This window comes from Streptomyces sp. NPDC039480 (assembly GCF_055597165.1).
Map to the genome: position 1 here is coordinate 1320302 of NZ_JBVITX010000001.1, position 21339 is coordinate 1341640.

Here is a 21339-nt window from a genome sequence, read left to right on the forward strand (position 1 = left end):
CGTTCCTCAAAGCGCGGCCGATCTCGCATACTCGGTCTCATGGGGGCTACTGCAACGGAGCATCTGAAACTCAGCGACTTCCTGAAAGCCAAACGCGCAGCGATCTCACCCGAGGCCGCGGGCCTGGTGAGCGCGGGCCGCTTCCGCCGTGTGCCGGGGCTGCGGCGGGAGGAGGTGGCGCAGCTCGCCGGGGTGAGCGTGGACTACTACACGCGCCTGGAACAAGGCCGGGTGCGGAATGCCTCGGACAGCGTGCTGGCAGGGATCAGCCGCGCGCTGATGCTCGACATGACCGAACACGAATATCTGCACTCGATCGTGAAGACGTCGGAGCCGGACACCGACCAGGCCGAGGAGCGCTCCGTCTCCCCGGAGACGCAGCTGCTGCTGGACAGTATGGACCACATCCCTGCCATCGTCCTCGGCCGCTGCATGGACGTGGTCGGCTGGAACGCGCTGGGCGCGGCCCTGTTCGTGGACTTCGCGCGGGAAGCGCCGGAGCACCGCAACCTCGCCCGGATGGTCTTCCTCGACCCCCGTGTCAGGACGCTGTACATGGACTGGGAAGACGTGGCGAGCAGCTTCGTGGCGCGCCTGCGCATGGACGCCATCCGGTACGTGGGATCGCCACGCCTCGACGCCCTGGTACGGGAACTCTCCGCCGCGGACGCCGACTTCCGCCGCTGGTGGGACCGTCAGGACGTCCAGGGCGTGACCTCCGGCCGCAAGCGCCTCAAGCACCCCGTCGTCGGCGAACTCACCCTCGACTGGCAGGCCCTGCAGATCGCCTCGGCACCGGCGCAGACCATCGTGGTCCACATGGCGCCCCGCGACTCCGACACCTGGCGGGGCTTCGAGCGGCTGGCCGGCCGCCGGGACGCGCAGAGGTAGCGTCACCGGCCAGACGCCCGGGCCGGGCTTGCTGATGGTTCAGCGCACGTGGTATTGGCCGCGTGCGAGGACCGTCGTGGGGAACTTACGGCCGACGATGAGCTGGACGTCCTTCGGGCCGGCCGTCCCGTTGTGCCAGACGAGCTTCGTATTGGAGCCCGGGTCGACCCAGAGTGTGCAGTCGAGGTCGCGGCCGCCGCCGTACGGTTCGGCACAGAACCGCAACTGGTGGCCGCCCGACGAAACCAGGTCCACTTCGAGGCGCTGGCCCACCTGAATCGTCAGCTTTCCCGAGCAGACCTTGTAGGCCAGGGTGTCGACCAGACAGTCGAGCCGGTGGGTTTCGGCGTGGGCGGTGCCCGCGGAGGCGATGGTGCCCGCGAGAGTGAGGGCGGTGAGAGCGGCGACGACGCCGCGGCGACGGTTGGTGAGGGTGCTGGTACCCATGGGTGCTCCCTGGTGTGTGGTGGTGATGGTGTGCGATGGATGGCAGGGACCGGGTGGTCCCCTCACCAGAGAGGCGCGTGATCGCGTCTGGCAGCCGCGCGTTCAGATCACGCGCTTCGCCGGGCAGCACTTGGCGGTGATCACCTGGGTCGACGGGACTACTGAGGCGGGTCTGCTGAGGCACAGCCGGAGGGCACCTGGCTCGCCACCGAGAGCGGGCACGGGACGGTGCGGCTGCCTGTTCGCCCATCTCGCCCCGCGCCTGCGTATCGCCTCGTCCGACGCCGTACCCCACCTCCAGGGGATGAAGAGTGTCTACGACGTGCTGTACAGCGTCTTCGGGGCCGTCGAGTTCACTGATCCGCGCGCACTGCTGCCGGCTGCCGCCGCTGCGCTGAAGCCGGCCGGGCACATTGCTCGTGATCGCTGACCGGCAGCGGTGACCTCCCCTCTCACGCCCGCCTCGAAGGCGGCCGCCACGCCCACCCATTGCGCCGCCTGAAACCGAACGGATCGCGGTCCACCGACCGCCCGTCAGTCGGACACTGGGACCGACTACCGCGTCACGTTCGACGATCCACCCGAACCGCGCATGCCGCGTTGGTCAGGTTCTACGCTGTGCCTTGCGGCAAACACGTGATCGCTTGTCTTTGCACACCGATGATCAATGGTGGCCGCGCTTGCGAATGCCAGGGGATGGAAAGGCTCGTCGAAGGAGACGCCGTGCTGGGATTGCTGGGCTTCTACGACGAACTGGACAACGGCTCCGACCAGCCGAACGGATCGATACGCGATGCCGTCCAGACCGTCGGTGAGCCGGATGAGATGGGCCTGGTGGCCTACCTGGACGCCGGCCACGTTCTCATCGATGTCATGGAAGGCGGACGTGACGTCATCACTGGGAGCGCCCACCGGCACTCTGCGGGATGCTCTTCCCTAGTGACCGACGGTTCCTGGTTGTGGCGCCAGGACTTCCCGCACTACGTGGAGACGCACCATGTTTCGCTGCCCGGCGCGTTCATCGCACACGTCCGCAGCCTGAGCTACCAGATGCCCACCATCATCGCCGCGCAGTTCGCCCCGCACTACGACGAGACCATGCCTTTGGTCGGCTGGGCCTCGGCTGTCCCGTGGCGCTCGGCTGCGACCACGCTCGTACCTGAACGACGAGCAGTGACCACCAAGGCCCAGTTCGACGCCGCCACGCTGGCCCGGGAACGCAACCGGCCGCACGGCAGCTGGGGCAGGCTACGCAAACCGCGGAAACCGTAGCCGCCACCAGCCAAGAGTGATCTACAGCCGGAGTATTAGGTCGTGTCTTGAGTTGTGATCAAGGCAGGACCTGGGCGGAGCCCTCGGCTGTAGCCTGTCTGCCGTTGGCTGGCACACACGTACGTATCAAGGAGTGGTGATGTTCAACCTCATCGTCATCGTGCACGTTTCCAAGGCCGAAGACATCACTCCGGTCGCTGACGCCCTGGCCCGCATGCGCCCGCTGTGCCTTGCCGAGGACGGCTGTGTCAGTTGGGAGGCGTACCACTCGCACGAGGATCCGGCCCGGTTCGTCCTGGTCGAGCGCTGGGCGACTCGGGGCCACTGGGAGACCCACGATGCCGGCGAAGCCATCCAGAAGATCTATCTGCCCGAGATCATGCCGCGCATCGAGCGTGAGGTGCACCCGAGCGCTCCGGTACGGCTCTGAAGCCAGGTTCTCCTTGCGTCGCGATGAAGATGTGGGACGACCCTTCCGTTGATCATTCCATGACCGGTAGAGGCATGGCATGGCACGTGGACGCGGGAGTAGTTCGCGGGCATCGTCTGGAAGTTCCGCTCGGGTGCCCCGTGACGGGAAATACGGCATTGGGCTATCTCAGCGTGGCGTGGCGTGGGACGAATCGAGGAAGTGCGGTCGTGCGGGTCAGCTCAGCCGCATCCCCTCCGCCGGGATCTCCTCGATGGCGGCGGTACGAGCGGTGGGCAGGCCCCACCGCTCGCGTGCCGTCTCCGTCGCGACCTGGGCTTGCCGCGCGCCGGGCGGGCCCCAGCCCAGCAACGCTGCTGCCTGGGCGGGGGTGGCGAGCAGGCGGGCGAAGGGGCGGCCGGTGGCGGGGTCGACGGCCGCCGGCCCGATGACGGTGACCCGGGCGGCCAGGCGGAGCCGGGCGTTGGGCCCCACCCCGCCGTAGACCTCGCCGGTCTCGTCCAGGACCCAGCCGAGCCGCACCGGATCAGCGAGGGTGAGCTGGGCTTCCTCGGCGGCTTCGCGATGCAGGGTGTCCTCGGGCGTCGCGTCGGTCACCTCCACGGTGCCGCCGGGAAGCATCGGCAGGGCGCCCTGCGGGCCGGGGTCGGCCACGACGACGACCCGGCCGTCGGGGACGAAGCACCACGCCCAGGCTTGCTGCACGGGCAGCTGGTCGGGGACGGGGCCACGGTGGAGGGGGCTGTTCCACAAGGGCCGGTAGCGGACGTGGATGTCGTGCCGGTCCAGCGCCGGGACGCCGAGGATGTGACGGCCGTCGGCGAGGTGCGCGGTGGCGGTGTTCCCGAGCCGGGCACGGTACGCCGCGAGCATGATCCGTCCGTCCGCGGGCCGCAGCCGCCGCACCGCGTCCCGGGTCTCCAGGAAGGCGTACGCGGACAGTTCGTCGTGCGGCAGGCGGATCGCCTCGATCTGGCCAGGGGTGAGGGTTCCCCCGTCGAAGACGAACCGGATCTCGCCGGGGCAGGGCGTGCCGGGGTGAAGGTCGGGGTGGTTCGGGGAGAAGGAGTGGACGGCGAGCACGTCCGACAGGGGCAGATCCAGGCCCAGTTCCTCGGTCATCTCGCGCTGGCAGGTGATGTGCGGGTGTTCGCCTGGTTCGACCACGCCTCCGGGCAGCAGCCACGAGTCGTCCTTGCGGTAGGTGGGGTGGACCAGCAGGACCCGGCCGACCTCGTCGGTGACGATCGCGGCGGCGCCGAGCCACGCCGCGTGCCGGGATGTGGCTTCGTCGAGGTCCGTCTTGGTGGGGGGTGCGGTCACGGTGGGCCCTTCGGTCGTGCGGGTCATACCTGGTCCGGGACGACGGGTGCGGCAGGGTGGGGGACGGCCGTGCTTGGGGCGTATTGGGCGGCTTGGGCGTCGAACATGGTGGCGTATCGGCCGCGGGCGGCGATAAGTTCGTCGTGGGTGCCTTGCTCGGCGAGGTGCCCGTTGTTGAGGACGTAGATGCGATCGGCGTGGCGGACGCCGGACATGCGGTGGGTGACGAGGACGACTGCTCGGTTGGGTGCGGCGAGGCGACGGATGCGGTCGAAGGCTTCGATCTCGGCTTCCGGGTCGAGGGCCGAGGTCGGCTCGTCCACGATGAGGACGCCGTCCGCTTGCGAGGTCGAGCTGCGCCAGTGGGTGCGGGCCAGGCCGACCTTCTGCCATTCGCCGCCGGAGAGTTCGATGGCGCCGCGGAACATGCGGGCCAGCAGGCTGCGTAGGCCATCGGGCAGTTTGGCGATGACGGGGCCGGCTACGGCGTAGTCGACCGAGGGCCGCAGGTCGTCGTCCGTCGCCGGGTGGTCGGGGCGGCCGAGGCGGATGTTCATCGCGGCGGTCACGGGCCAACGCTGAAAGTCCTGGGTGAGCAGGGAGACGCGATCGAAGACCTGGGCGCGGTCGAGGCCGGTGAGGTCCGCCTCGCCCCAGCGCAGCGTGCCGCTCTCGGGCAGCAGCATGCCGGAGAGGATCTTCATCAGGGTGCTCTTGCCGGAGCCGTTCTCGCCCACCACCGCGGTCACCGACCCCATCGGCAGCGTCAGGGACACTCCGTCCAGGGCCGCGGTGTCCCGGTCGGGGTAGCGGTAGGTGACCTGGTCCAGAACGATCTCCTCGACGCGTTCCGGTACGGGCGCCCCGCCGGAAGGCAGCGTCCGCCGACCGGCCTCCGTCAGGAAGCGGCCGTGGTCGCGCACATAGAGACTCTCCTCGTGGAGCTGGTTGATGTTCATGACCAGCGCGCCCAGGCTCGCCGAGCCGGTACGTACGGCGATCACGGCGGTCCCGGCAACGGCGAGGCTCATGTGCCCGGCCATGATCAGCCAGACCATGGCGCCGTAGGTCGCGGCCATCGCCAAGCCGGACAGCGCGGAGGCCACCCATTCGGTGAGGGCCTTGCTGGAGGCGAGGCGTTCCTGCTCGGCTTCGGCGCTTTCAGCCATGCGCTCGTAGCGGCTGAGGAGGAATGGGCCGACGGCGTGGAGGCGGACCTCCTGCGCGGCGGTGCGTTCGGTGAGCAGGTTGCCGATCAGGCGGCTGGCCCGTACGTGCTCAATCCAGCTCATCACCGACACGTAGCGTTCCTGGGCCACGCGCATGGCACCCCAGCCGCGCGGAGCGGCGATGAGGATCAGCATGGGCAGCAGCGCGGGGTGCAGTACGGCGAGGACGCCGGCGGTGGTGATCAGGGAGATGAGGCCGTTCAGCGCGGCGACGCAGGAACTGATCATGCGGCGGGCGGAATCGGGGCCGTGCTGAGCGATGTCCACGAGACGCCGGAAGTCGGGGTCGTCGATGGCTTCCAGTTCGACGCGGGCGGCGGCGGCCAGGTACTGAGTGGTTGCGATCCGCTCCACCTTGGGCTCCAGCCGCCCGGCGCGGGAGGTGGACCAGGCGGACAGGACGGAGTTGACGACGGCGATGGCGGCGGCGACCAGGAGGCCGGGTAACAGGGCGTGCAGCCGCTCGGCGGTGCTGCCGCTGCCGGCGAGCAGAGCGTGCATCACGGCGTTGACGGCGAGCAGGCCACCGGCAGCGGCGATGCCTTGGCCGATTTCGCTGATCCCGACCGAAAGCAGGGCACGCCGGTCGGCCTGCCACGCCATGCGCAACGTGGTGCCGACGAGCGCGGGCATGGAGCGCAGCGCCGACATCATGGTCAGGTCCAAGGCCGCGTGTTCGTGCCGGGACCAGCCCATGTCGTAGCGCAACGGCCCGCCGAACAGTTCCTGCTCGGCGTCGGACACCTGAGGGTCGGCCATCGTGACCGGCCCGAAAAACCTCTTCACCGAGCGCCTCCCGCAGGCCAGTTGGTGGCCCTGTAGGTCGGGCCATGGGTGAGCATGTGGTGGATCGTCACGGTATAGGGGGCGACAGTCCGGGGGAGGGCTTTTCCACCGGTACCCGGCCGGTAGAGCCCTTCGCGGCCCAATGACCGGCGACCGTCCCGGCCGGGTTCTCCCGGCGCCCGGTGCCGGGCTCTCCCGGTGCCCGGCACAACGATTCCTGCTTAATGAAAGATGAAAGAAAAGGCGTGTGACGAAGCTTGACCGTCACTCACGGGACGGGCAAGGTTCCGGAGAGCGCTCTCCCATTCGGCCCATTCCGAGGAGCTCTCGCATGTCCGCAGTCGGCATACCTCCCGTGACACCGATACCCCGCAGACCCGACCGCCGTCACCGCCGCATCGTCGGCGTGGTGGTCACCGCCCTGCTCGCCACCTTGCTCGCCTTCGTCCCCACCAAGGAGGCCCAGGCCGCGCCCACCCTGCTGTCCCAGGGAAAGCCGGTCACCGCCTCCAGTCAGGAGAACCACAGCACTCCGGCGACCGCCGCGGTCGACGGGGACGACGGCACCCGCTGGTCCAGCGCGGCCTCCGACCCGCAGTGGATCCGTGTCGACCTCGGTGCCCGCGCCTCCCTCACCCGGGTCGAACTCCGCTGGGAGGTCGCGTACGCCAAGTCCTACCGGATCGAGACGTCGCAGAACGGCACGGACTGGTCGACGGCCCACTCCACCACCACCGGCGACGGCGGTACGGACACCGTGGACGTCTCCGGCACCGCCCGCTACGTCCGCGTGCACGGCACCGCCCGTGCCACCCAATACGGTTACTCCCTCTGGGAGTTCAAGGTGTACGGCACCATCGGCGACGACCCCGGGCCGGTCATTCCCGGCGGCGGCGACCTCGGCCCGAACGTGCACGTCTTCGACCCCGCCACGCCCGGCATCCAGACCAAGCTGGACCAGGTCTTCAAGGAGCAGGAGTCGGCGCAGTTCGGTTCCGGCCGGCACGCCTTCCTCTTCAAGCCGGGCACCTACAACGGCCTCAACGCCCAGATCGGCTTCTACACCCAGATCGCCGGCCTCGGCCTGCGCCCCGACGACACCACGATCAACGGTGACATCACCGTCGACGCGGGCTGGTTCAACGGCAACGCCACCCAGAACTTCTGGCGTGCCGCGGAGAACCTCGCCGTGAAACCGGTCAACGGCACCAACCGGTGGGCGGTCTCACAGGCCGCGTCCTTCCGCCGTATGCACGTCAAGGGCGGCCTCAACCTCGCGCCCAACGGCTACGGCTGGGCCAGCGGCGGCTACATCGCCGACAGCAAGATCGACGGCCAGGTGGGCAACTACTCGCAGCAGCAGTGGTACACCCGGGACAGCTCCATCGGCGGCTGGTCCAACTCCGTCTGGAACCAGGTGTTCTCCGGCGTCGAGGGCGCGCCGGCCACCAGCTTCCCGGAGCCCCGCTACACCACGCTCGACACGACGCCGATCTCCCGCGAGAAGCCCTTCCTCTATCTGGACGGCAGCGACTACAAGGTCTTCGCCCCCGCCAAGCGCACCAACGCGCGCGGCACCACCTGGGCGAACGGCACCCCGCAGGGCGAGTCGATCCCGCTGAGCCAGTTCTACGTCGTCAAGCCCGGCGCCACGGCCGCCACCATCAACGCCGCCCTCGCCCAGGGCCTGCACCTGCTCTTCACCCCGGGCGTCTACCACGTCGACGAGACGATCAACATCAACCGGCCCGACACCATCGTCCTGGGCCTCGGCCTCGCCACCATCATCCCGGACAACGGAGTGACCGCCATGAAGGTCGCCGACGTCGACGGCGTGAAGCTCGCCGGCTTCCTCATCGACGCCGGACCCGTCAACTCCCCGACCCTGCTGGAGATAGGCCCGCAGGGCGCGTCCGCCGACCACGCGGCCGACCCCACCACCGTGCAGGACGTCTACATCCGCATCGGCGGCGCGGGCGCGGGCAAGGCGACCACCAGCATGGTCGTCAACAGCGACGACACGATCATCGACCACACCTGGGTGTGGCGCGCCGACCACGGCGAGGGCGTCGGCTGGGAGACCAACCGGGCCGACTACGGAGTCCGCGTCAACGGCGACGACGTCCTGGCCACCGGGCTCTTCGTCGAGCACTTCAACAAGTACGACGTCGAGTGGTACGGCGAGCGCGGCCGGACGATCTTCTACCAGAACGAGAAGGCGTACGACGCCCCGAACCAGGCCGCCATCCAGAACGGTTCGACGAAGGGCTACGCCGCCTACCGCGTCGACGACTCGGTGAACACGCATGAGGCGTGGGGGCTGGGCAGTTACTGCAACTACAACGTCGACCCGAGCATCCGTCAGGACCACGGGTTCAAGACGCCCGTCAAGCCAGGAGTGAAGTTCCACAGCCTCCTCGTGGTCTCCCTCGGCGGCATGGGCCACTACAACCACGTCATCAACGACACCGGCGCCTCCACGGTGCCAGGCGGCACCTCGACCGTGCCGTCCACCGTCGTCTCCTTCCCCTGATCCGACCTTCTGATCCGAACCCCGCCCCGACCCGCTGACCTGACCCCCTGGGCCACACCCGACTCGCCAGGAGCAGACGTGTCCAGAGCCCTCTCGCATCGCAGACCGGTCGGCCGCCGCGCCGGCGTCCCCCTGCTCGCCCTCGGCTTATGGGCGGCGGCCTCACTCCTCGCCGCCCCGCCCGCCCAGGCCGCGGAAACCCTGCTTTCGCAGGGCAGACCCGCGACCGCCTCGTCCCAGGAGGGTGCCGGATACGCCGCCTCGGCGGCCGTCGACGGCAACCTCACCGGCACCCGCTGGGCCAGCCAGTGGAGCGACCCGCAGTGGTTGCGCGTCGACCTCGGGCAGCGGGCCGATCTGAGCCGTGCCGTGCTGACCTGGGAGGGCGGCGCGTACGGCAAGAGCTACCAGATCCAGGCGTCCGACGACGGCACGGAATGGCGGACCCTGAAGACGGTGTCCGGCGGTGACGGCGGCACGGACGAGGTCGCCGTCTCCGGCTCGGGCCGGTACGTGCGCATGCTGGGAACCGAACGGCCAGGCGGTTACGGCTACTCCCTGTGGGAGTTCCAGGTGTACGGCACCACGGACGGCACGCCGCCCACCGGGGGAGCGGTCGAGGTCGAGGGCTCCCAGGGGGACTGGCAGCTGACCGTCGGCGGCAAGCCGTACACCGTCAAGGGCCTGACCTGGGGCCCCGCCATCGCCGACGCCCCGAAGTACCTGCCCGACGTGAAGTCCATGGGCGTCAACACCATCCGCACCTGGGGCACCGACGGCGGCACCAAGCCGCTGCTCGACAGCGCCGCCGCGCACGGTATCCGTGTCGTCAACGGCTTCTGGCTGCAACCCGGCGGCGGCCCGGGCTCCGGCGGCTGCGTCAACTACGTCACCGACACCACGTACAAGAACACCATGCTCACCGAGTTCGCCAAGTGGGTGGAGGCCTACAAGAACCACCCGGCGACCCTCATGTGGAACGTCGGCAACGAGTCGGTCCTCGGCCTGCAGAACTGCTACAGCGGGTCGGAGCTGGAGGCGCAGCGCAACGCCTACACCAGCTTCGTCAACGACGTCGCCAAGAAGATCCACGACATCGACCCCGACCACCCCGTCACCTCGACCGACGCATGGACCGGCGCGTGGCCGTACTACAAGCGCAACGCCCCGGACCTCGACCTGTACTCGATGAACTCGTACGGCGACATCTGCGGCGTCCAGGAGGACTGGGAGGAGGGCGGCTACACCAAGCCGTACATCATCACCGAGGGCGGCCCGGCCGGTGAGTGGGAGGTGCCCGACGACGCCAACGGTGTCCCCGACGAGCCCACCGACGTGCGGAAAGCCGAGGGCTACACGAAAGCCTGGGACTGCGTCACCGGCCACCGGGGCGTCGCACTCGGCGCCACCCTCTTCCACTACGGCGTCGAACACGACTTCGGCGGAGTCTGGTTCAACCTCGTCCCCGACGGGCTGAAACGGCTGTCCTACTACGCCGTCAAGCGGGCGTACACCGGCTCGACCACCGGCGACAACACCCCGCCCGTCATCACGAACATGGCGGTCAGCCCGGCGGCATCGGCCCCGGCGGGCGGAGAGTTCACCGTCCGCGCCGACGTGCGCGACCCCGACGGCGACCCGCTCACGTACAAGATCTTCCTGAGCGGCAACTACGCCAACGGCGACAAGCGCCTGGTCGAGGCCGAGTGGCGGGCCACGGGCAACGGGACGTTCGCCGTGCAGGCCCCGGAGAAGCTCGGTGTGTGGAAGGTGTACATCCAGGCCGAGGACGGACGCGGCAACGCGGGCATCGAGACCAAGTCGGTCAAGGTGGTCGCCCCGCCGGTCCCCGGCACGAACGCGGCGCTGAACAGGCCCACCACCGCCTCCTCCTTCCAGCCCTCGCACGGCGACTGCCCCTGCGAGCCGGCCAAGGCCACGGACGGCAAGAACGACACGCGCTGGGCCAGCGACTGGAGCGATCCGCAGTGGATCCAGGTCGACCTGGGCGCCCCCACCGCCGTCCGCAGGCTCCAGCTCGTCTGGGACCCCGCCTACGCCAAGTCCTACGAGGTCCAGGCCTCGGACGACGGCACCACCTGGCGCACGGTCCACACCACGACCACCGGTGACGGTGACGTGGACACCATCGACGTCTCGGCGACCGCACGGCACGTACGTCTACGCCTGACGGCGCGTGGCACCGGCTGGGGCTACTCGCTGCACGAGCTCGGCATCTACAAGTGACAGGGCGTCCGGCGGCGCCCCTCGCACCGTCCCCCACCCAGTACCTCAGCGGGCAGGAGGCCCCATGAGACGACGACGTTCAAGACTCCCCGCGCTCCTGATCGGCAGCGCACTCCTCGCAAGCGTGCTCGGCATCGGCACGGTCGCCACGGCCGCCGACCCCCGCGGCGCGCCGACCGCCTCGGCCGACGGCCACTCCGGGCACATCACCCCGGCGTCGCCCCGGGCCTTCGGCGACGATCCGGACGGCGACGGATACATACCGGCCGTGCCCCAGGTCACCGGCGTGACCCCGTCCGAGGCCAACCCGCCGCCGCGCTACTTCCACGAGTTCCAGGCCAACTGCGCCGTCACGCACACCGCCCCGGACGACCCGATCGTGTACCCGGGGCAGCCCGGCAAGTCCCACGACCACACCTTCATGGGCAACAGGACGACGAACGCGGGCAGCACCACGGCGAGCCTGTACGGGGGAGACACCACCTGCAAGGCACCGGCCGACGCCTCCGCCTACTGGATGCCGTCCCTGTACAAGGGCGACAAGAAGATCCTGCCCGCAGGCCCCCAGGTCATCTACTACAAGGCCGGGGTCACGGACTACACGAGCGTGCGGCCCTTCCCCAAGGGGCTGCGGTTCGTCGTCGGCGACCCCCTGCAGAGCGCTCAGCAGTTCCGCGACCACAAGGGCTGGGTCGAGGGCTGGGAGTGCGGCGACAGCTTCAAGAACGTCGACATCCCGCAGCACTGCCCGTCGGGCTCCCAGCTCAACCTCCGTATGCAGGCACCCAGTTGCTGGAACGGCTTGCATCTGGACACCCCCGACCACAAGAGCCACATGGCGTACCCGCTGGTGAAGCCCGGCACGAACGACAACGTGTGCCCGGCGAGCCACCCCGTGGCGCTACCCATGATCGAGTTCAAGATGGCGTGGCCGGCCGACGGTGACATGTCGCAGGTGCGGCTCGCCAGCGGCCGCGGGTACTCCTTCCACTACGACTTCTTCAACGCCTGGGAGGAGCGGACCCTCAAGGCCCTGGTCGGGCACTGCGTCGTGGGCGGCCTCCAGTGCGACTCGCGCGGCTACGACCAGGAGCACCCGGAGCGCGGCGCGGCGCTGAACGCCGACCACCGGCTGCCCTGATCCGCACGCTCACGGAGGAGGACGGGTCTGCGGGGACCGCAAAGGGCACGCCGTTCACTGTGCCGAGCGCTCCCGCAGGGCCGTCCGCCACGCCGGGTCCTGTTCCACCTGTTCGGCCTCCTCGGGCCGGCCGCCACGTGCGAAGAAGTCGGCGAGCGGCAGGATCGCGGCGCCCACCGTGACGGCGTCCGGTCCCAGGGTGCCGAGGTCGATGCGGACGCGGGCGGCCGGATAGGTCAGCGCGTACGAAGTGGCGTACGCCGTCACCGAGTCCAGGAAGCGCCGGCCGAGCTGCAGTCCCGCCCAGCCCCCGACCAGGATGCGTTCGGGCTGGAAGAGGTTGATCAGGTCGGAGAACCCGGCGCCGAGGTACTCGGCGGTCTCCTCCAGGACGGCCAGGGCCGTGGCGTCCGGTTCCGGGGCGTCCGCCGAGGCGCCGGCCTCCGGGTAGGCGGCGGCGAGCATCGCGGTCAGGGCGGTCTCCTCGTCCGCGCCCGCGGGCGGCTGCCCGCCCGCCTCCACCCAGCGCTCCAGCAGGGCCTCCGCACCCGCGTACGCCTCCAGACAGCCCCGTGCGCCGCAGCGGCACCGGCGCCCGCGCACCCGCACCGTCAGATGCCCCCATTCGACGGCCCGGCCCGGCCCCATGTCGTCGCCGACGACACAGGCGCCGACGCCGGAGCCGAAAAGCACCACCGCCGCGCTCTGGGCGCCGCGGCCGGCGCCGAACCACATCTCCGCCTGGCCCAGGGTCTTGGCGCCGTTGTCGATGTAGTACGGCACGGTCTCGGGCAGGACCCCGGACTCGCGCAACAGCCGCTCCAGGGGGACGGCGTCCCAGCCGATCGTCTGGCCGTGCACGACGGCGCCGTCCTCCGGAGTCCTCGCGACGATGCCGGGCACACCGATCCCGACGCCGAGCAGCTGCTGGGCCGGGACGTCCGCCTCCTCCAGCACCTGGGAGATGCCCTCGCGTAGATGGGTGACGACGACGCCGACGTCGTAACGGTCGAGGCGGCGCGTGCCGTCGGTCTCCAGTGGCTTCTCGACCCGGGCCAACTCGGTGAGGGTGAGGTCGAACAGCTCGATCCGCACGCGGGTCTCGCCGATGTCGACGCCGATCATGTGACCGCTGCGCGCGCTGACGCGCAGCAGTGTGCGGGGACGGCCGCCGGCCGAGTCGACGCTGCCCGCCTCCTCCACCAGCCCTTCGGTGACCAGCTCGGAGACCACGTTGCTCACCGAGCCCGAGCTCAGGCCGGTGGCCGGCCCCAGCGAGAACCGGCTGAGCGGCCCGTCGAAATACAACCGCTGCAACACCGCGGTGCGGTTCTCCCGCCGCAGGTCACGCACCGTACGGCCACTGCGCACCTTCATCCTGCCCCCTCAATCCGAAGTCCCTCACCGCAACTTACATGTGGGCGAGCCCTTGACGCGACCTTCACTTGAGGTTTAACTCACATCCTAAATTAAGCCGTGGGGGGCTTCGGGAACGTGGGGCGAGATGCCCCGGCCCCTGCTACGGGCGACCCCGTCACTTCCCGGAAGGCCTCTGGAGTCATGCGCAGAATCAGAGCCGCAGCCGTCGGCGCCCTCACCCTCTCGTTCGCCCTCACCGCGGTGGCCTGCGGCGGAGGGTCAGCCAGCACGGGAGGCACCAACGAGGAACCGGAGACCCTCACTTACTGGGCCTCCAACCAGGGCGCGAACCTCGAGGTCGACAAGAAGGTCCTCCGGCCGGAACTCGACAAGTTCGAGAAGCGGACGGGAATCGAGGTGAAGCTGGAGGTCATCCCCTGGGGCGACCTCCTCAACCGCATCCTGACCGCCACCACCTCCGGCCAGGGCCCCGACGTCCTCAACATCGGCAACACCTGGAGCGCCTCGCTGCAGTCCAGCGGCGCCCTGCTGCCCTGGGACGCGAAGAACTTCAAGGCGATCGGCGGCAAGGACCGCTTCGTCGAGTCCGCGCTCGGCTCCACCGGCGTCCAGGGCAAGGACCCGGCCGCCGTGCCGCTCTACTCCATGGCCTACGCGCTCTACTACAACAAGAAGATGTTCGCCGACGCCGGGATCAAGAAGCCGCCGGCCACCTGGAAGGAGATGGCCGAGGTCGGCAAGAAGCTCTCCAGGAACGGCAAATGGGGGCTCGGCGCCGAGGGATCCAACCTGTCCAACAACATCCACCAGGTCTTCGTGCTCGGCAAGCAGCACGGCGCCGACTTCTTCACCCCGGACGGCAAGGCCGACTTCACCTCCGACGGCGCCGTGGCGGCGGTCAAGCAGTACGTCGACCTGATGGCCAAGGACAAGGTCATCGCCCCGGGCAACGCCGAGTACGCGAAGAACCAGTCCCTGAGCGACTTCGCCAAGGACAAGACCGCCATGGTGCTGTGGCAGACCGCGTCGGCCACTTTCAAGGCACAGGGCATGACCGACGACGAGTGGGGCGTCGCCCCCGCCCCGGTGCGCTCCGGCAAGCCCGGCCCGGGCAGAGCCACCAACTCGATGGTGGCCGGCATCAACATGGCCGTCTTCAAGAACACCAAGAACATCGACGGCGCCAAGAAGTTCGTGAAGTTCATGACCAGCGACGAGGAACAGGTCATCCTCAACAAGGCGTACGGCTCCATCCCGCCGGTCAAGGCCGCCCAGCAGAACCCGGCCTTCAGCACCCCCGCCCTCGTCGTGCTCCGGGAGACCCTCGCCACCAGCGCCGCCGCGCTGCCGCAGGTCCCCGAGGAGTCACAGTTCGAGACCGTCGTCGGCACCGCCGTGAAGGAGCTGTTCGCCGACGCCGCCGCCGGCCGCCCGGTCACGACGGAGTCCGTGCGGACGAAGCTCGAAAAGGCGCAGCAGCAGATGCCCGAGAAGTGAGCGGGGACACCACCATGACCACCACCGCTGCCCTGGACACAGGCGAGCGGACGGCACGGAAGAGCGACCCGGGCACAGCGCCGCGCAGCCGTCGCCCCGGACGGCTGCGCCGCAACGCACTGCCCTACCTGCTGCTCCTGCCCGCACTGCTCCTCGAACTGCTGGTCCACCTGGTGCCCATGGCGATCGGCATCGCCGTCAGCTTCAAGGAACTGACCCAGTTCTACATCCGCGACTGGGCCACCGCGCCCTGGGCTGGCCTCGACAACTACGCCCTGACCGTCGACTTCGACGCCCCCGTCGGCGAGGCGCTCCTCAAGTCCTTCCTCACCACCTGCCTGTTCACCGTCCTGTCGGTCGGCCTGTGCTGGCTGCTCGGGGTGGCCGCGGCGATCTTCATGCAGGAGTCGTTCCGCGGCCGGGGCCTGCTGCGCACGATCTTCCTCGTGCCGTACGCGCTGCCCGTCTACGCCGCCGTCATCACCTGGGCGTTCATGTTCCAGCGGGACAACGGGCTGGTGAACCATGTGCTGCACGACCAGCTCGGCCTCACCGACAGCGTCCCGTTCTGGCTGATCGGCGACAACAGCTTCGTCGCGCTGCTCGTCGTCTCGGTGTGGAAGGGTTGGCCGTTCGCCTTCCTCATCGTCATGGCCGGACTGCAGAACATCCCGAAGGACCTCTACGAGGCCGCCGCGCTCGACGGCGCCGGCGTCTGGCAGCAGGTCCGCCGGATCACCCTGCCGGCGCTGCGCCCCGTCAACCAGGTCCTCGTCCTGGTGCTGTTCCTGTGGACGTTCAACGACTTCAACACTCCCTTCGTCCTGTTCGGCAAGGCGGCGCCCGAGGCCGCGGACCTGATCTCCATCCACATCTACCAGTCGTCGTTCCAGACCTGGAACTTCGGCACGGGTTCGGCGATGTCGGTCCTCCTGCTGCTGTTCCTGCTCGTCGTGACGGGCCTCTACCTCTGGTTCACCTCCCGCGGAAGGAAGGCCACCGATGCCTGACCCCGCCGTCCGGCACCCGCGCTCCCCGATGGCCGCCCCGCGGTCCTTCCTGTGGAGCCGCCGGATCTTCCTGACCCTCCTCACCGCCTTCGTCCTGCTGCCGGTGTACGTGATGGTCTCCAGTTCACTGAAGCCACTGGAGGACGTCTCGGGGAAGTTCGAGTGGCTCCCCTCGACCCTCACCGTCCGCCCGTACTTCGACATCTGGAAAACGGTCCCGCTGGCCGACTACTTCATGAACTCGCTGATCGTGGCGGGCGCCGCCACCGTCTGCTCCGTGACCATCGCCGTGTTCGCGGCCTACGCGGTCAGCCGCTACTCCTTCCGCGGCAAACGCGTCTTCACGGTGACCGTGCTGTCGACCCAGATGTTCCCCGGCATCCTGTTCCTGCTGCCGCTGTTCCTCATCTACGTCAACATCGGCGACGCCACCGGTATCGCGCTGTTCGGCTCCCGCGGCGGCCTGATCCTCACCTACCTCACCTTCTCGCTGCCCTTCTCCATCTGGATGCTGATCGGGTACTTCGACTCGGTGCCCAGAGACCTCGACGAGGCGGCCAAGGTGGACGGCTGCGGAGCGCTCGGCGCGCTGTTCCGGGTCGTCGTGCCCGCAGCGATCCCCGGCATCGTCGCCGTCGCCGTCTACGCCTTCATGACCGCGTGGGGAGAGGTGCTCTTCGCCTCGGTCATGACCAACGACACCACCCGCACCCTCGCCGTCGGCCTCCAGGGCTACTCCACCCAGAACGACGTGTACTGGAACCAGGTCATGGCGGCCTCACTCGTCGTCAGTCTGCCCGTCGTCGCGGGCTTCCTCCTCCTCCAGCGCTACCTCGTCGCCGGTCTCACCGCGGGCGCCGTCAAGTAACCGCCTGCGCCGCGCAACTGCCGCTGGCTTCGCCCGCCCATCCCAGAGAGGCTCTCCGTGTCCGACTCGCTCGACCTCGCCGCCTTCCCCGCCGAATTCACCTGGGGCACGGCCACTTCCGCCTATCAGATCGAGGGCGCCGTCGCCGAGGACGGGCGGGCACCGTCTATCTGGGACACGTTCTCCCACACCCCGGGCAAGGTCGACAACGACGACCACGGCGACGTGGCCTGCGACCACTATCACCGCTGGCCCGAGGACATCGCCCTGATGAAGCGGCTCGGCACCGACGGCTACCGCATGTCCATCGCCTGGCCACGGGTGCGGCCCGGCGGCGACGGGCCGGTCAACGCGGCCGGCCTCGACTTCTACGACCGGCTCGTCGACGGCCTCCTCGACGCGGGAATCACCCCCAACGTCACCCTCTACCACTGGGACCTGCCGCAAGCCCTCCAGGACCGCGGCGGCTGGACCGTGCGCGACACCGCGGAACACCTCGCCGACTACGCGTCCGTCGTAGCGGACCGGCTCGGTGACCGCGTCACCCAGTGGGCCACCCTGAACGAACCCCTGTGCTCCGGCTGGATCGGGCACCTGGAAGGCCGGATGGCACCCGGCCTCGCCGACCTGACCGCCGCCGTGCACGCCTCGTACCACCTGCTGCTCGCCCACGGCCTGACCACCCGGGCGATCCGCGCGGCAGTGCCCGGTGCGCAGGTCGGCCTCGTCACCAACCACTCCACCGTCGAGGCCGCATCCACCCGCCCCGAGGACATCGCGGCGGCCACCCGCATGGACGGCCACATCAACCGCTGGTGGCTCGACCCCGTCCACGGCCGCGGCTTCCCCGCCGATATGCGCGACCTGTACGGCGTGGAGCTGCCGGAGCGCTCCGGGGACCTGGAGACGATCGCCGTACCGCTCGACTGGCACGGCCTCAACTACTACTTCCCGGCGACGGTCACCGACGACCCCGAGGGGCCGGTCCCGTACGCCCGCGAGGTCCGGTTGCCCGAGGTGCCGCGCACCGGGATGGACTGGCAGGTCGACGCCGACGGACTGGAAGCCCTGCTGCTGCGGCTGACCGACGACTACGGGGTGCGCAAGCTGTACGTCACCGAGAACGGTTCCGCTTTCCCCGACGCCGTGTCACCCGACGGCGCCGTCCACGACCCCGACCGGGCCCGCTACCTGGAGGACCACGTGAACGCGTGCGCCCGGGCGGTGCGCAAGGGCGCGCCGCTGGCCGGATATTACGCCTGGTCCCTGCTCGACAACTTCGAATGGGCCTACGGCTACGACAAGCGCTTCGGCCTCGTCCACGTCGACTACGCGACCCAGGCCCGGACGCTCAAGACCAGCGGCCTACGGTACGCGGAGATCATCCGCGCCCAGCGGGAAAGCCGGGCCTGGCCGCACTGACAGCGCGGCGGCGGGGTCGCTGCCGGTGTCCGGCCCGTCAGTCACCCCGCCGGCCGGCAGGACGGCCGGGCCACCATGCGGTGTCGCCGAGGTCGCGGACCAGGGCCGGCACGAGCAGCGACCGTACGACCAACGTGTCGAGCAGGACACCGAAGGCGACGATGAAGGCGATCTGGAGCAGGAACGCCAGGGGGATCACGCCCAGGGCGGCGAACGTCGCGGCCAGGACGACACCGGCCGAGGTGATGACGCCGCCGGTCGCCGTCAGTCCGCGCAGGACGCCCTCACGAGTGCCGTGACGCACGGATTCCTCACGGACCCGCGACATGAGGAAGATGTTGTAGTCCACGCCGAGGGCCACGAGGAAGACGAAGCCGTAGAGCGGCACGGACGCGTCGGTGCCGGTGAAGCCGAACACGTGCTGGAAGACCAGTGAGGCGACGCCCAGGGTGGCGACGAAGTTCAGGGCCACCGTGGCTACCAGGACCAGGGGCATCAGGAGGGAGCGCAGCAGGCCGACCAGGATCGCCAGGATGATCGCCAGGACCACCGGCATGATCAGCAGGCGGTCGTGCTCCGCCGTCTGCTCGGTGTCGTACTGCTGGGCGGTGTAGCCGCCGACCAGGCCGTGGGCGCCGTCCACCGCGTGGACCGCGTCGCGCAGCCGCACCACGGTCTCCTTGGCGGCGTCGCTGTCGGTGGGGTCCTGCAGCGTGGCGTCGAGGCGTACGCGGTCTTCGACCACGAGGGGTTCACCGGCTCCGGGGCGGCCGGACGAGGTCACCGCCGAGACGTCGGCCACGCCCTCGGTGCGCTGCACCGCTGCGGTGACCCGGTCGAGCCGCGAGGCGTCGACGATGACGACGGCGGGGTTGCCCGAGCCGCCGGGGAAGTGCTCGCCCAGGGTCTTCTGGGCCGCCACGGAGGGGGCGTCGTTGACGAAGATCTCGTCCAGCGGGACGCCCTTGGAGTTCAGGGACGGCGCGAACACGGCACACACGCACAGCGCGGCCAGCGTCCATGCCCACACCTTGCGCGGCGCCCGGTCCACCAGCCGGGACACCTTGCGCCACACGCCGTGCCCGGCCGAACCGTCCTGCGTGGCACGGGGCTTGGCGGGCCAGTACGCGGCCCGCCCGAGCAGGAGCAGCGCAGCGGGCAGGAAGGTCAGTGCGCTCAGGACGGCGCAGGCGATCCCGATGGCGCCGACGGGGCCCAGCGCCCGGTTGTTGGTCAGGTCGCTGAGCAGCAGGGCGAGCAGGCCGAGGGCCACCGTGGCGCCGCTGGCGACGATCGGTCCGGTCGAGCGGCGCAGCGCGGAGCGCATGGCGGCCACCCGGTCGCCGTTACGCGCCAGTTCCTCGCGGAAACGGGCGGTGAGCAACAGCGCGTAGTCGGTCGCGGCGCCGATGACGAGGATGGACAGAATGCCTTGCACCTGCCCGTCGACGCGGACGACGTCGTGGTCGGCCAGCGCGTAGACGATCGCGCAGGCGAGGCCGAGGGCGAACACCGCGCCGACGATGATGACGAAGGGCAGCAGCACGCTTCGGTAGACGAGCAGCAGGATCAGCAGGACGGTGACCAGGGCGACGCCCAGGAGGATGCCGTCGATCCCGGCGAAGGCGTCGGAGAGGTCAGCCTGGCTGGCAGCGGGCCCCGCCAGTTGGGCAGTGGTCCCTGGTACGTTCGCCGCCGCCTTCTCGATCCGCTCCAGGACCTTGGGCAGTTCGTCTCCCAGGTCGGGCCGTAGCTGCACGATGCCTTGCAGTGCGCGGCCGTCTTCGGCCGCCAGGGCGGGCGAGGCGCGGCCGACGGTGCCGGCGGAGCCGTCCAACGAGCGCAGAGCGCGCGTGGCCGCCTGCCGCTGAGTGTCCGTAAGTCGCCCTTTCCGCTCGCCGGGTCGCCCCTCGGCGGTCCACACAACAACGGCGGGGAGGGTCTCCTCCTGGTCGAAGGCGCGTTGTGCGTCGATGACCTGCGTCGATTCGGCGTTCTGCGGGAGGAAGGCGGCCTGGTCGTTGGTGGCGACCTCACCCAGCTTCCCTGCGTAGGGACCCAGCGTCCCGCCGATGCCCAGCCAGGCGACGAGCAGGACGACGGGGACGAGCCAGCGGGCGAGGCGTGCACCGGTGGACATGTTTCTCCTGGACCGAGGCGGCAGATAACTCAGTTATAAACAATCTCAATGATTGAATCAAATGCCTCGGTGGGTTGCGGGTGGGTTGCTCCCGGCCGGGGCGGCGTGCGTCAGGGGGAGGGAGGGCGTACGTCCGAGAGCTCTTCGTTGAGGGCCGTGAGGAACCGTATGGCGACTTCCAGTTCCCCGGCATCGAAACGGGTCCTGGCGCTCTCCGTGGCGACGGCGAGCGGCTGGAAGAACGCGCGGGCCGCCGACCGGGCGCTGTCCTGGTAGTGCAGGTGGACGACGCGGCGGTCCTGGCTCTCGCGCGAGCGCCGGATGTGCCCGGCCCGCTCCAGCCTGTCCAGGCACGCGGTGACCGCGCCCGAGGTGAGCCCCAGGTGCGCGCGCAGCCGCCCCGGGGTCATCGGCTCGTCCGCGTCCAGGATGGCGCTCAGGGCCTGGACGTCGGTGGCATGCAGGTTCTGGCCGGCCGCGAAGGCGTGCACCACGCGATTGATCTCACCGTTCATACGGCGCAGTTGCACCGCGAACGCCTGCAGGTCCGTCGAGGCGCCGCTCTCGGGTGCCGGATCTTCGGTAGGTCTCACGTGAGCAGCCTATATATCCGCTACCTCGGGTTTGGCGCTGAGTGCCTGCCGGGCCGGGCCGGCGCCGGTTCCGGGGTAACAGGGTGAAGCGCCCCTTCTTCGTGGGTCGGACCAATCCGCGAGGGTCCGG

Annotated in this window: 16 protein-coding genes; 10 read left to right on the forward strand and 6 right to left on the reverse strand. The window is 69.6% G+C overall.

Going from position 1 to position 21339, the window contains the following annotated elements:
• Positions 1-39 precede the first annotated feature (39 nt).
• Positions 40-891, forward strand: a complete 852-nt coding sequence (locus ACZ56E_RS05305; protein WP_471211213.1) for a helix-turn-helix domain-containing protein — start codon at positions 40-42, stop codon at positions 889-891.
• A gap of 39 nt (positions 892-930) precedes the next feature.
• Here the strand turns inward: ACZ56E_RS05305 and ACZ56E_RS05310 are convergent, their stop codons facing one another.
• Entirely contained in the window at positions 931-1338 is a 408-nt protein-coding gene (locus tag ACZ56E_RS05310) for a hypothetical protein (protein WP_471211215.1), read from the reverse strand.
• A 723-nt stretch (positions 1339-2061) separates the two neighbouring features.
• Between ACZ56E_RS05310 and ACZ56E_RS05315 the strand changes: the two genes are divergently transcribed.
• Both ACZ56E_RS05315 and ACZ56E_RS05320 read left to right on the forward strand, forming a co-directional pair.
• Positions 2062-2610, forward strand: a complete 549-nt coding sequence (locus ACZ56E_RS05315) for a hypothetical protein (RefSeq protein ID WP_471211217.1) — start codon at positions 2062-2064, stop codon at positions 2608-2610.
• 139 nt (positions 2611-2749) lie between these two features.
• Positions 2750-3040, forward strand: coding sequence for a putative quinol monooxygenase (locus ACZ56E_RS05320; protein WP_471211219.1), 291 nt, complete (start codon positions 2750-2752; stop codon positions 3038-3040).
• Positions 3041-3256: 216 nt separating this feature from the next.
• Here the strand turns inward: ACZ56E_RS05320 and ACZ56E_RS05325 are convergent, their stop codons facing one another.
• On the reverse strand, positions 3257-4390 hold the full coding sequence (locus ACZ56E_RS05325; protein ID WP_471211222.1) for an NUDIX hydrolase: 1134 nt from the start codon (positions 4388-4390) through the stop codon (positions 3257-3259).
• Positions 4387-6378, reverse strand: coding sequence for an ABC transporter ATP-binding protein (locus ACZ56E_RS05330; RefSeq protein WP_471211224.1), 1992 nt, complete (start codon positions 6376-6378; stop codon positions 4387-4389). The genes ACZ56E_RS05325 and ACZ56E_RS05330 overlap by 4 nt, the downstream gene beginning before the upstream one ends.
• A gap of 331 nt (positions 6379-6709) precedes the next feature.
• Here ACZ56E_RS05330 and ACZ56E_RS05335 point away from each other — a divergent pair, with 331 nt between their 5' ends.
• The 3 genes from ACZ56E_RS05335 to ACZ56E_RS05345 all read left to right on the forward strand — a co-directional run bounded on the left by ACZ56E_RS05335 (position 6710) and on the right by ACZ56E_RS05345 (position 12299).
• On the forward strand, positions 6710-8911 hold the full coding sequence (locus ACZ56E_RS05335) for a discoidin domain-containing protein (protein ID WP_471211227.1): 2202 nt from the start codon (positions 6710-6712) through the stop codon (positions 8909-8911).
• Positions 8912-8989: 78 nt separating this feature from the next.
• Entirely contained in the window at positions 8990-11158 is a 2169-nt protein-coding gene (locus ACZ56E_RS05340; RefSeq protein WP_471211229.1) for a discoidin domain-containing protein, read from the forward strand.
• Positions 11159-11222: 64 nt separating this feature from the next.
• Positions 11223-12299, forward strand: a complete 1077-nt coding sequence (locus tag ACZ56E_RS05345) for a DUF1996 domain-containing protein (RefSeq protein WP_471211232.1) — start codon at positions 11223-11225, stop codon at positions 12297-12299.
• Between the two features lie 54 nt (positions 12300-12353).
• On the opposite strand, the gene ACZ56E_RS05350 is transcribed toward ACZ56E_RS05345, so the two are convergent.
• Positions 12354-13676, reverse strand: a complete 1323-nt coding sequence (locus ACZ56E_RS05350) for an ROK family protein (protein WP_471211235.1) — start codon at positions 13674-13676, stop codon at positions 12354-12356.
• 183 nt (positions 13677-13859) lie between these two features.
• Here ACZ56E_RS05350 and ACZ56E_RS05355 point away from each other — a divergent pair, with 183 nt between their 5' ends.
• Genes ACZ56E_RS05355 through ACZ56E_RS05370 form a run of 4 tightly spaced genes read left to right on the forward strand, consistent with a single transcriptional unit; the run spans position 13860 to position 18476 of the window.
• Entirely contained in the window at positions 13860-15176 is a 1317-nt protein-coding gene (locus ACZ56E_RS05355; protein ID WP_471211237.1) for an ABC transporter substrate-binding protein, read from the forward strand.
• Positions 15177-15190: 14 nt separating this feature from the next.
• Complete coding sequence (locus ACZ56E_RS05360; RefSeq protein ID WP_471211239.1) at positions 15191-16186, forward strand: carbohydrate ABC transporter permease; 996 nt, start codon at positions 15191-15193, stop codon at positions 16184-16186.
• Positions 16187-16214: 28 nt separating this feature from the next.
• The gene (locus tag ACZ56E_RS05365) at positions 16215-17054 is read left to right on the forward strand and encodes a carbohydrate ABC transporter permease (protein WP_471211563.1); all 840 of its coding nucleotides are present in this window, start codon (positions 16215-16217) and stop codon (positions 17052-17054) included.
• 57 nt (positions 17055-17111) lie between these two features.
• Positions 17112-18476, forward strand: a complete 1365-nt coding sequence (locus ACZ56E_RS05370; protein ID WP_471211241.1) for a GH1 family beta-glucosidase — start codon at positions 17112-17114, stop codon at positions 18474-18476.
• A gap of 37 nt (positions 18477-18513) precedes the next feature.
• On the opposite strand, the gene ACZ56E_RS05375 is transcribed toward ACZ56E_RS05370, so the two are convergent.
• A complete protein-coding gene (locus ACZ56E_RS05375) occupies positions 18514-20616 on the reverse strand; it encodes an MMPL family transporter (RefSeq protein WP_471211244.1) in 2103 nt (700 codons plus the stop codon).
• A 110-nt stretch (positions 20617-20726) separates the two neighbouring features.
• Positions 20727-21209 carry a MarR family winged helix-turn-helix transcriptional regulator gene (locus tag ACZ56E_RS05380; protein WP_468611179.1) on the reverse strand — a complete coding sequence of 161 codons (483 nt, stop codon included), beginning with the start codon at positions 21207-21209 and terminating at the stop codon, positions 20727-20729.
• Positions 21210-21339 lie beyond the last annotated feature (130 nt).

What these genes read in the sequence shown, in the direction of transcription:
- ACZ56E_RS05355 (WP_471211237.1), top strand. Translation starts at nt 13,860, where the DNA reads ATGCGCAGAATCAGAGCCGCAGCCGTCGGCGCCCTCACCCTCTCGTTC.
- ACZ56E_RS05375 (WP_471211244.1), bottom strand. Translation starts at nt 20,616, where the DNA reads ATGTCCACCGGTGCACGCCTCGCCCGCTGGCTCGTCCCCGTCGTCCTG.
- ACZ56E_RS05365 (WP_471211563.1), top strand. Translation starts at nt 16,215, where the DNA reads ATGGCCGCCCCGCGGTCCTTCCTGTGGAGCCGCCGGATCTTCCTGACC.
- ACZ56E_RS05335 (WP_471211227.1), top strand. Translation starts at nt 6,710, where the DNA reads ATGTCCGCAGTCGGCATACCTCCCGTGACACCGATACCCCGCAGACCC.
- ACZ56E_RS05310 (WP_471211215.1), bottom strand. Translation starts at nt 1,338, where the DNA reads ATGGGTACCAGCACCCTCACCAACCGTCGCCGCGGCGTCGTCGCCGCT.
- ACZ56E_RS05305 (WP_471211213.1), top strand. Translation starts at nt 40, where the DNA reads ATGGGGGCTACTGCAACGGAGCATCTGAAACTCAGCGACTTCCTGAAA.
- ACZ56E_RS05360 (WP_471211239.1), top strand. Translation starts at nt 15,191, where the DNA reads ATGACCACCACCGCTGCCCTGGACACAGGCGAGCGGACGGCACGGAAG.
- ACZ56E_RS05320 (WP_471211219.1), top strand. Translation starts at nt 2,750, where the DNA reads ATGTTCAACCTCATCGTCATCGTGCACGTTTCCAAGGCCGAAGACATC.
- ACZ56E_RS05350 (WP_471211235.1), bottom strand. Translation starts at nt 13,676, where the DNA reads ATGAAGGTGCGCAGTGGCCGTACGGTGCGTGACCTGCGGCGGGAGAAC.
- ACZ56E_RS05325 (WP_471211222.1), bottom strand. Translation starts at nt 4,390, where the DNA reads ATGACCCGCACGACCGAAGGGCCCACCGTGACCGCACCCCCCACCAAG.
- ACZ56E_RS05345 (WP_471211232.1), top strand. Translation starts at nt 11,223, where the DNA reads ATGAGACGACGACGTTCAAGACTCCCCGCGCTCCTGATCGGCAGCGCA.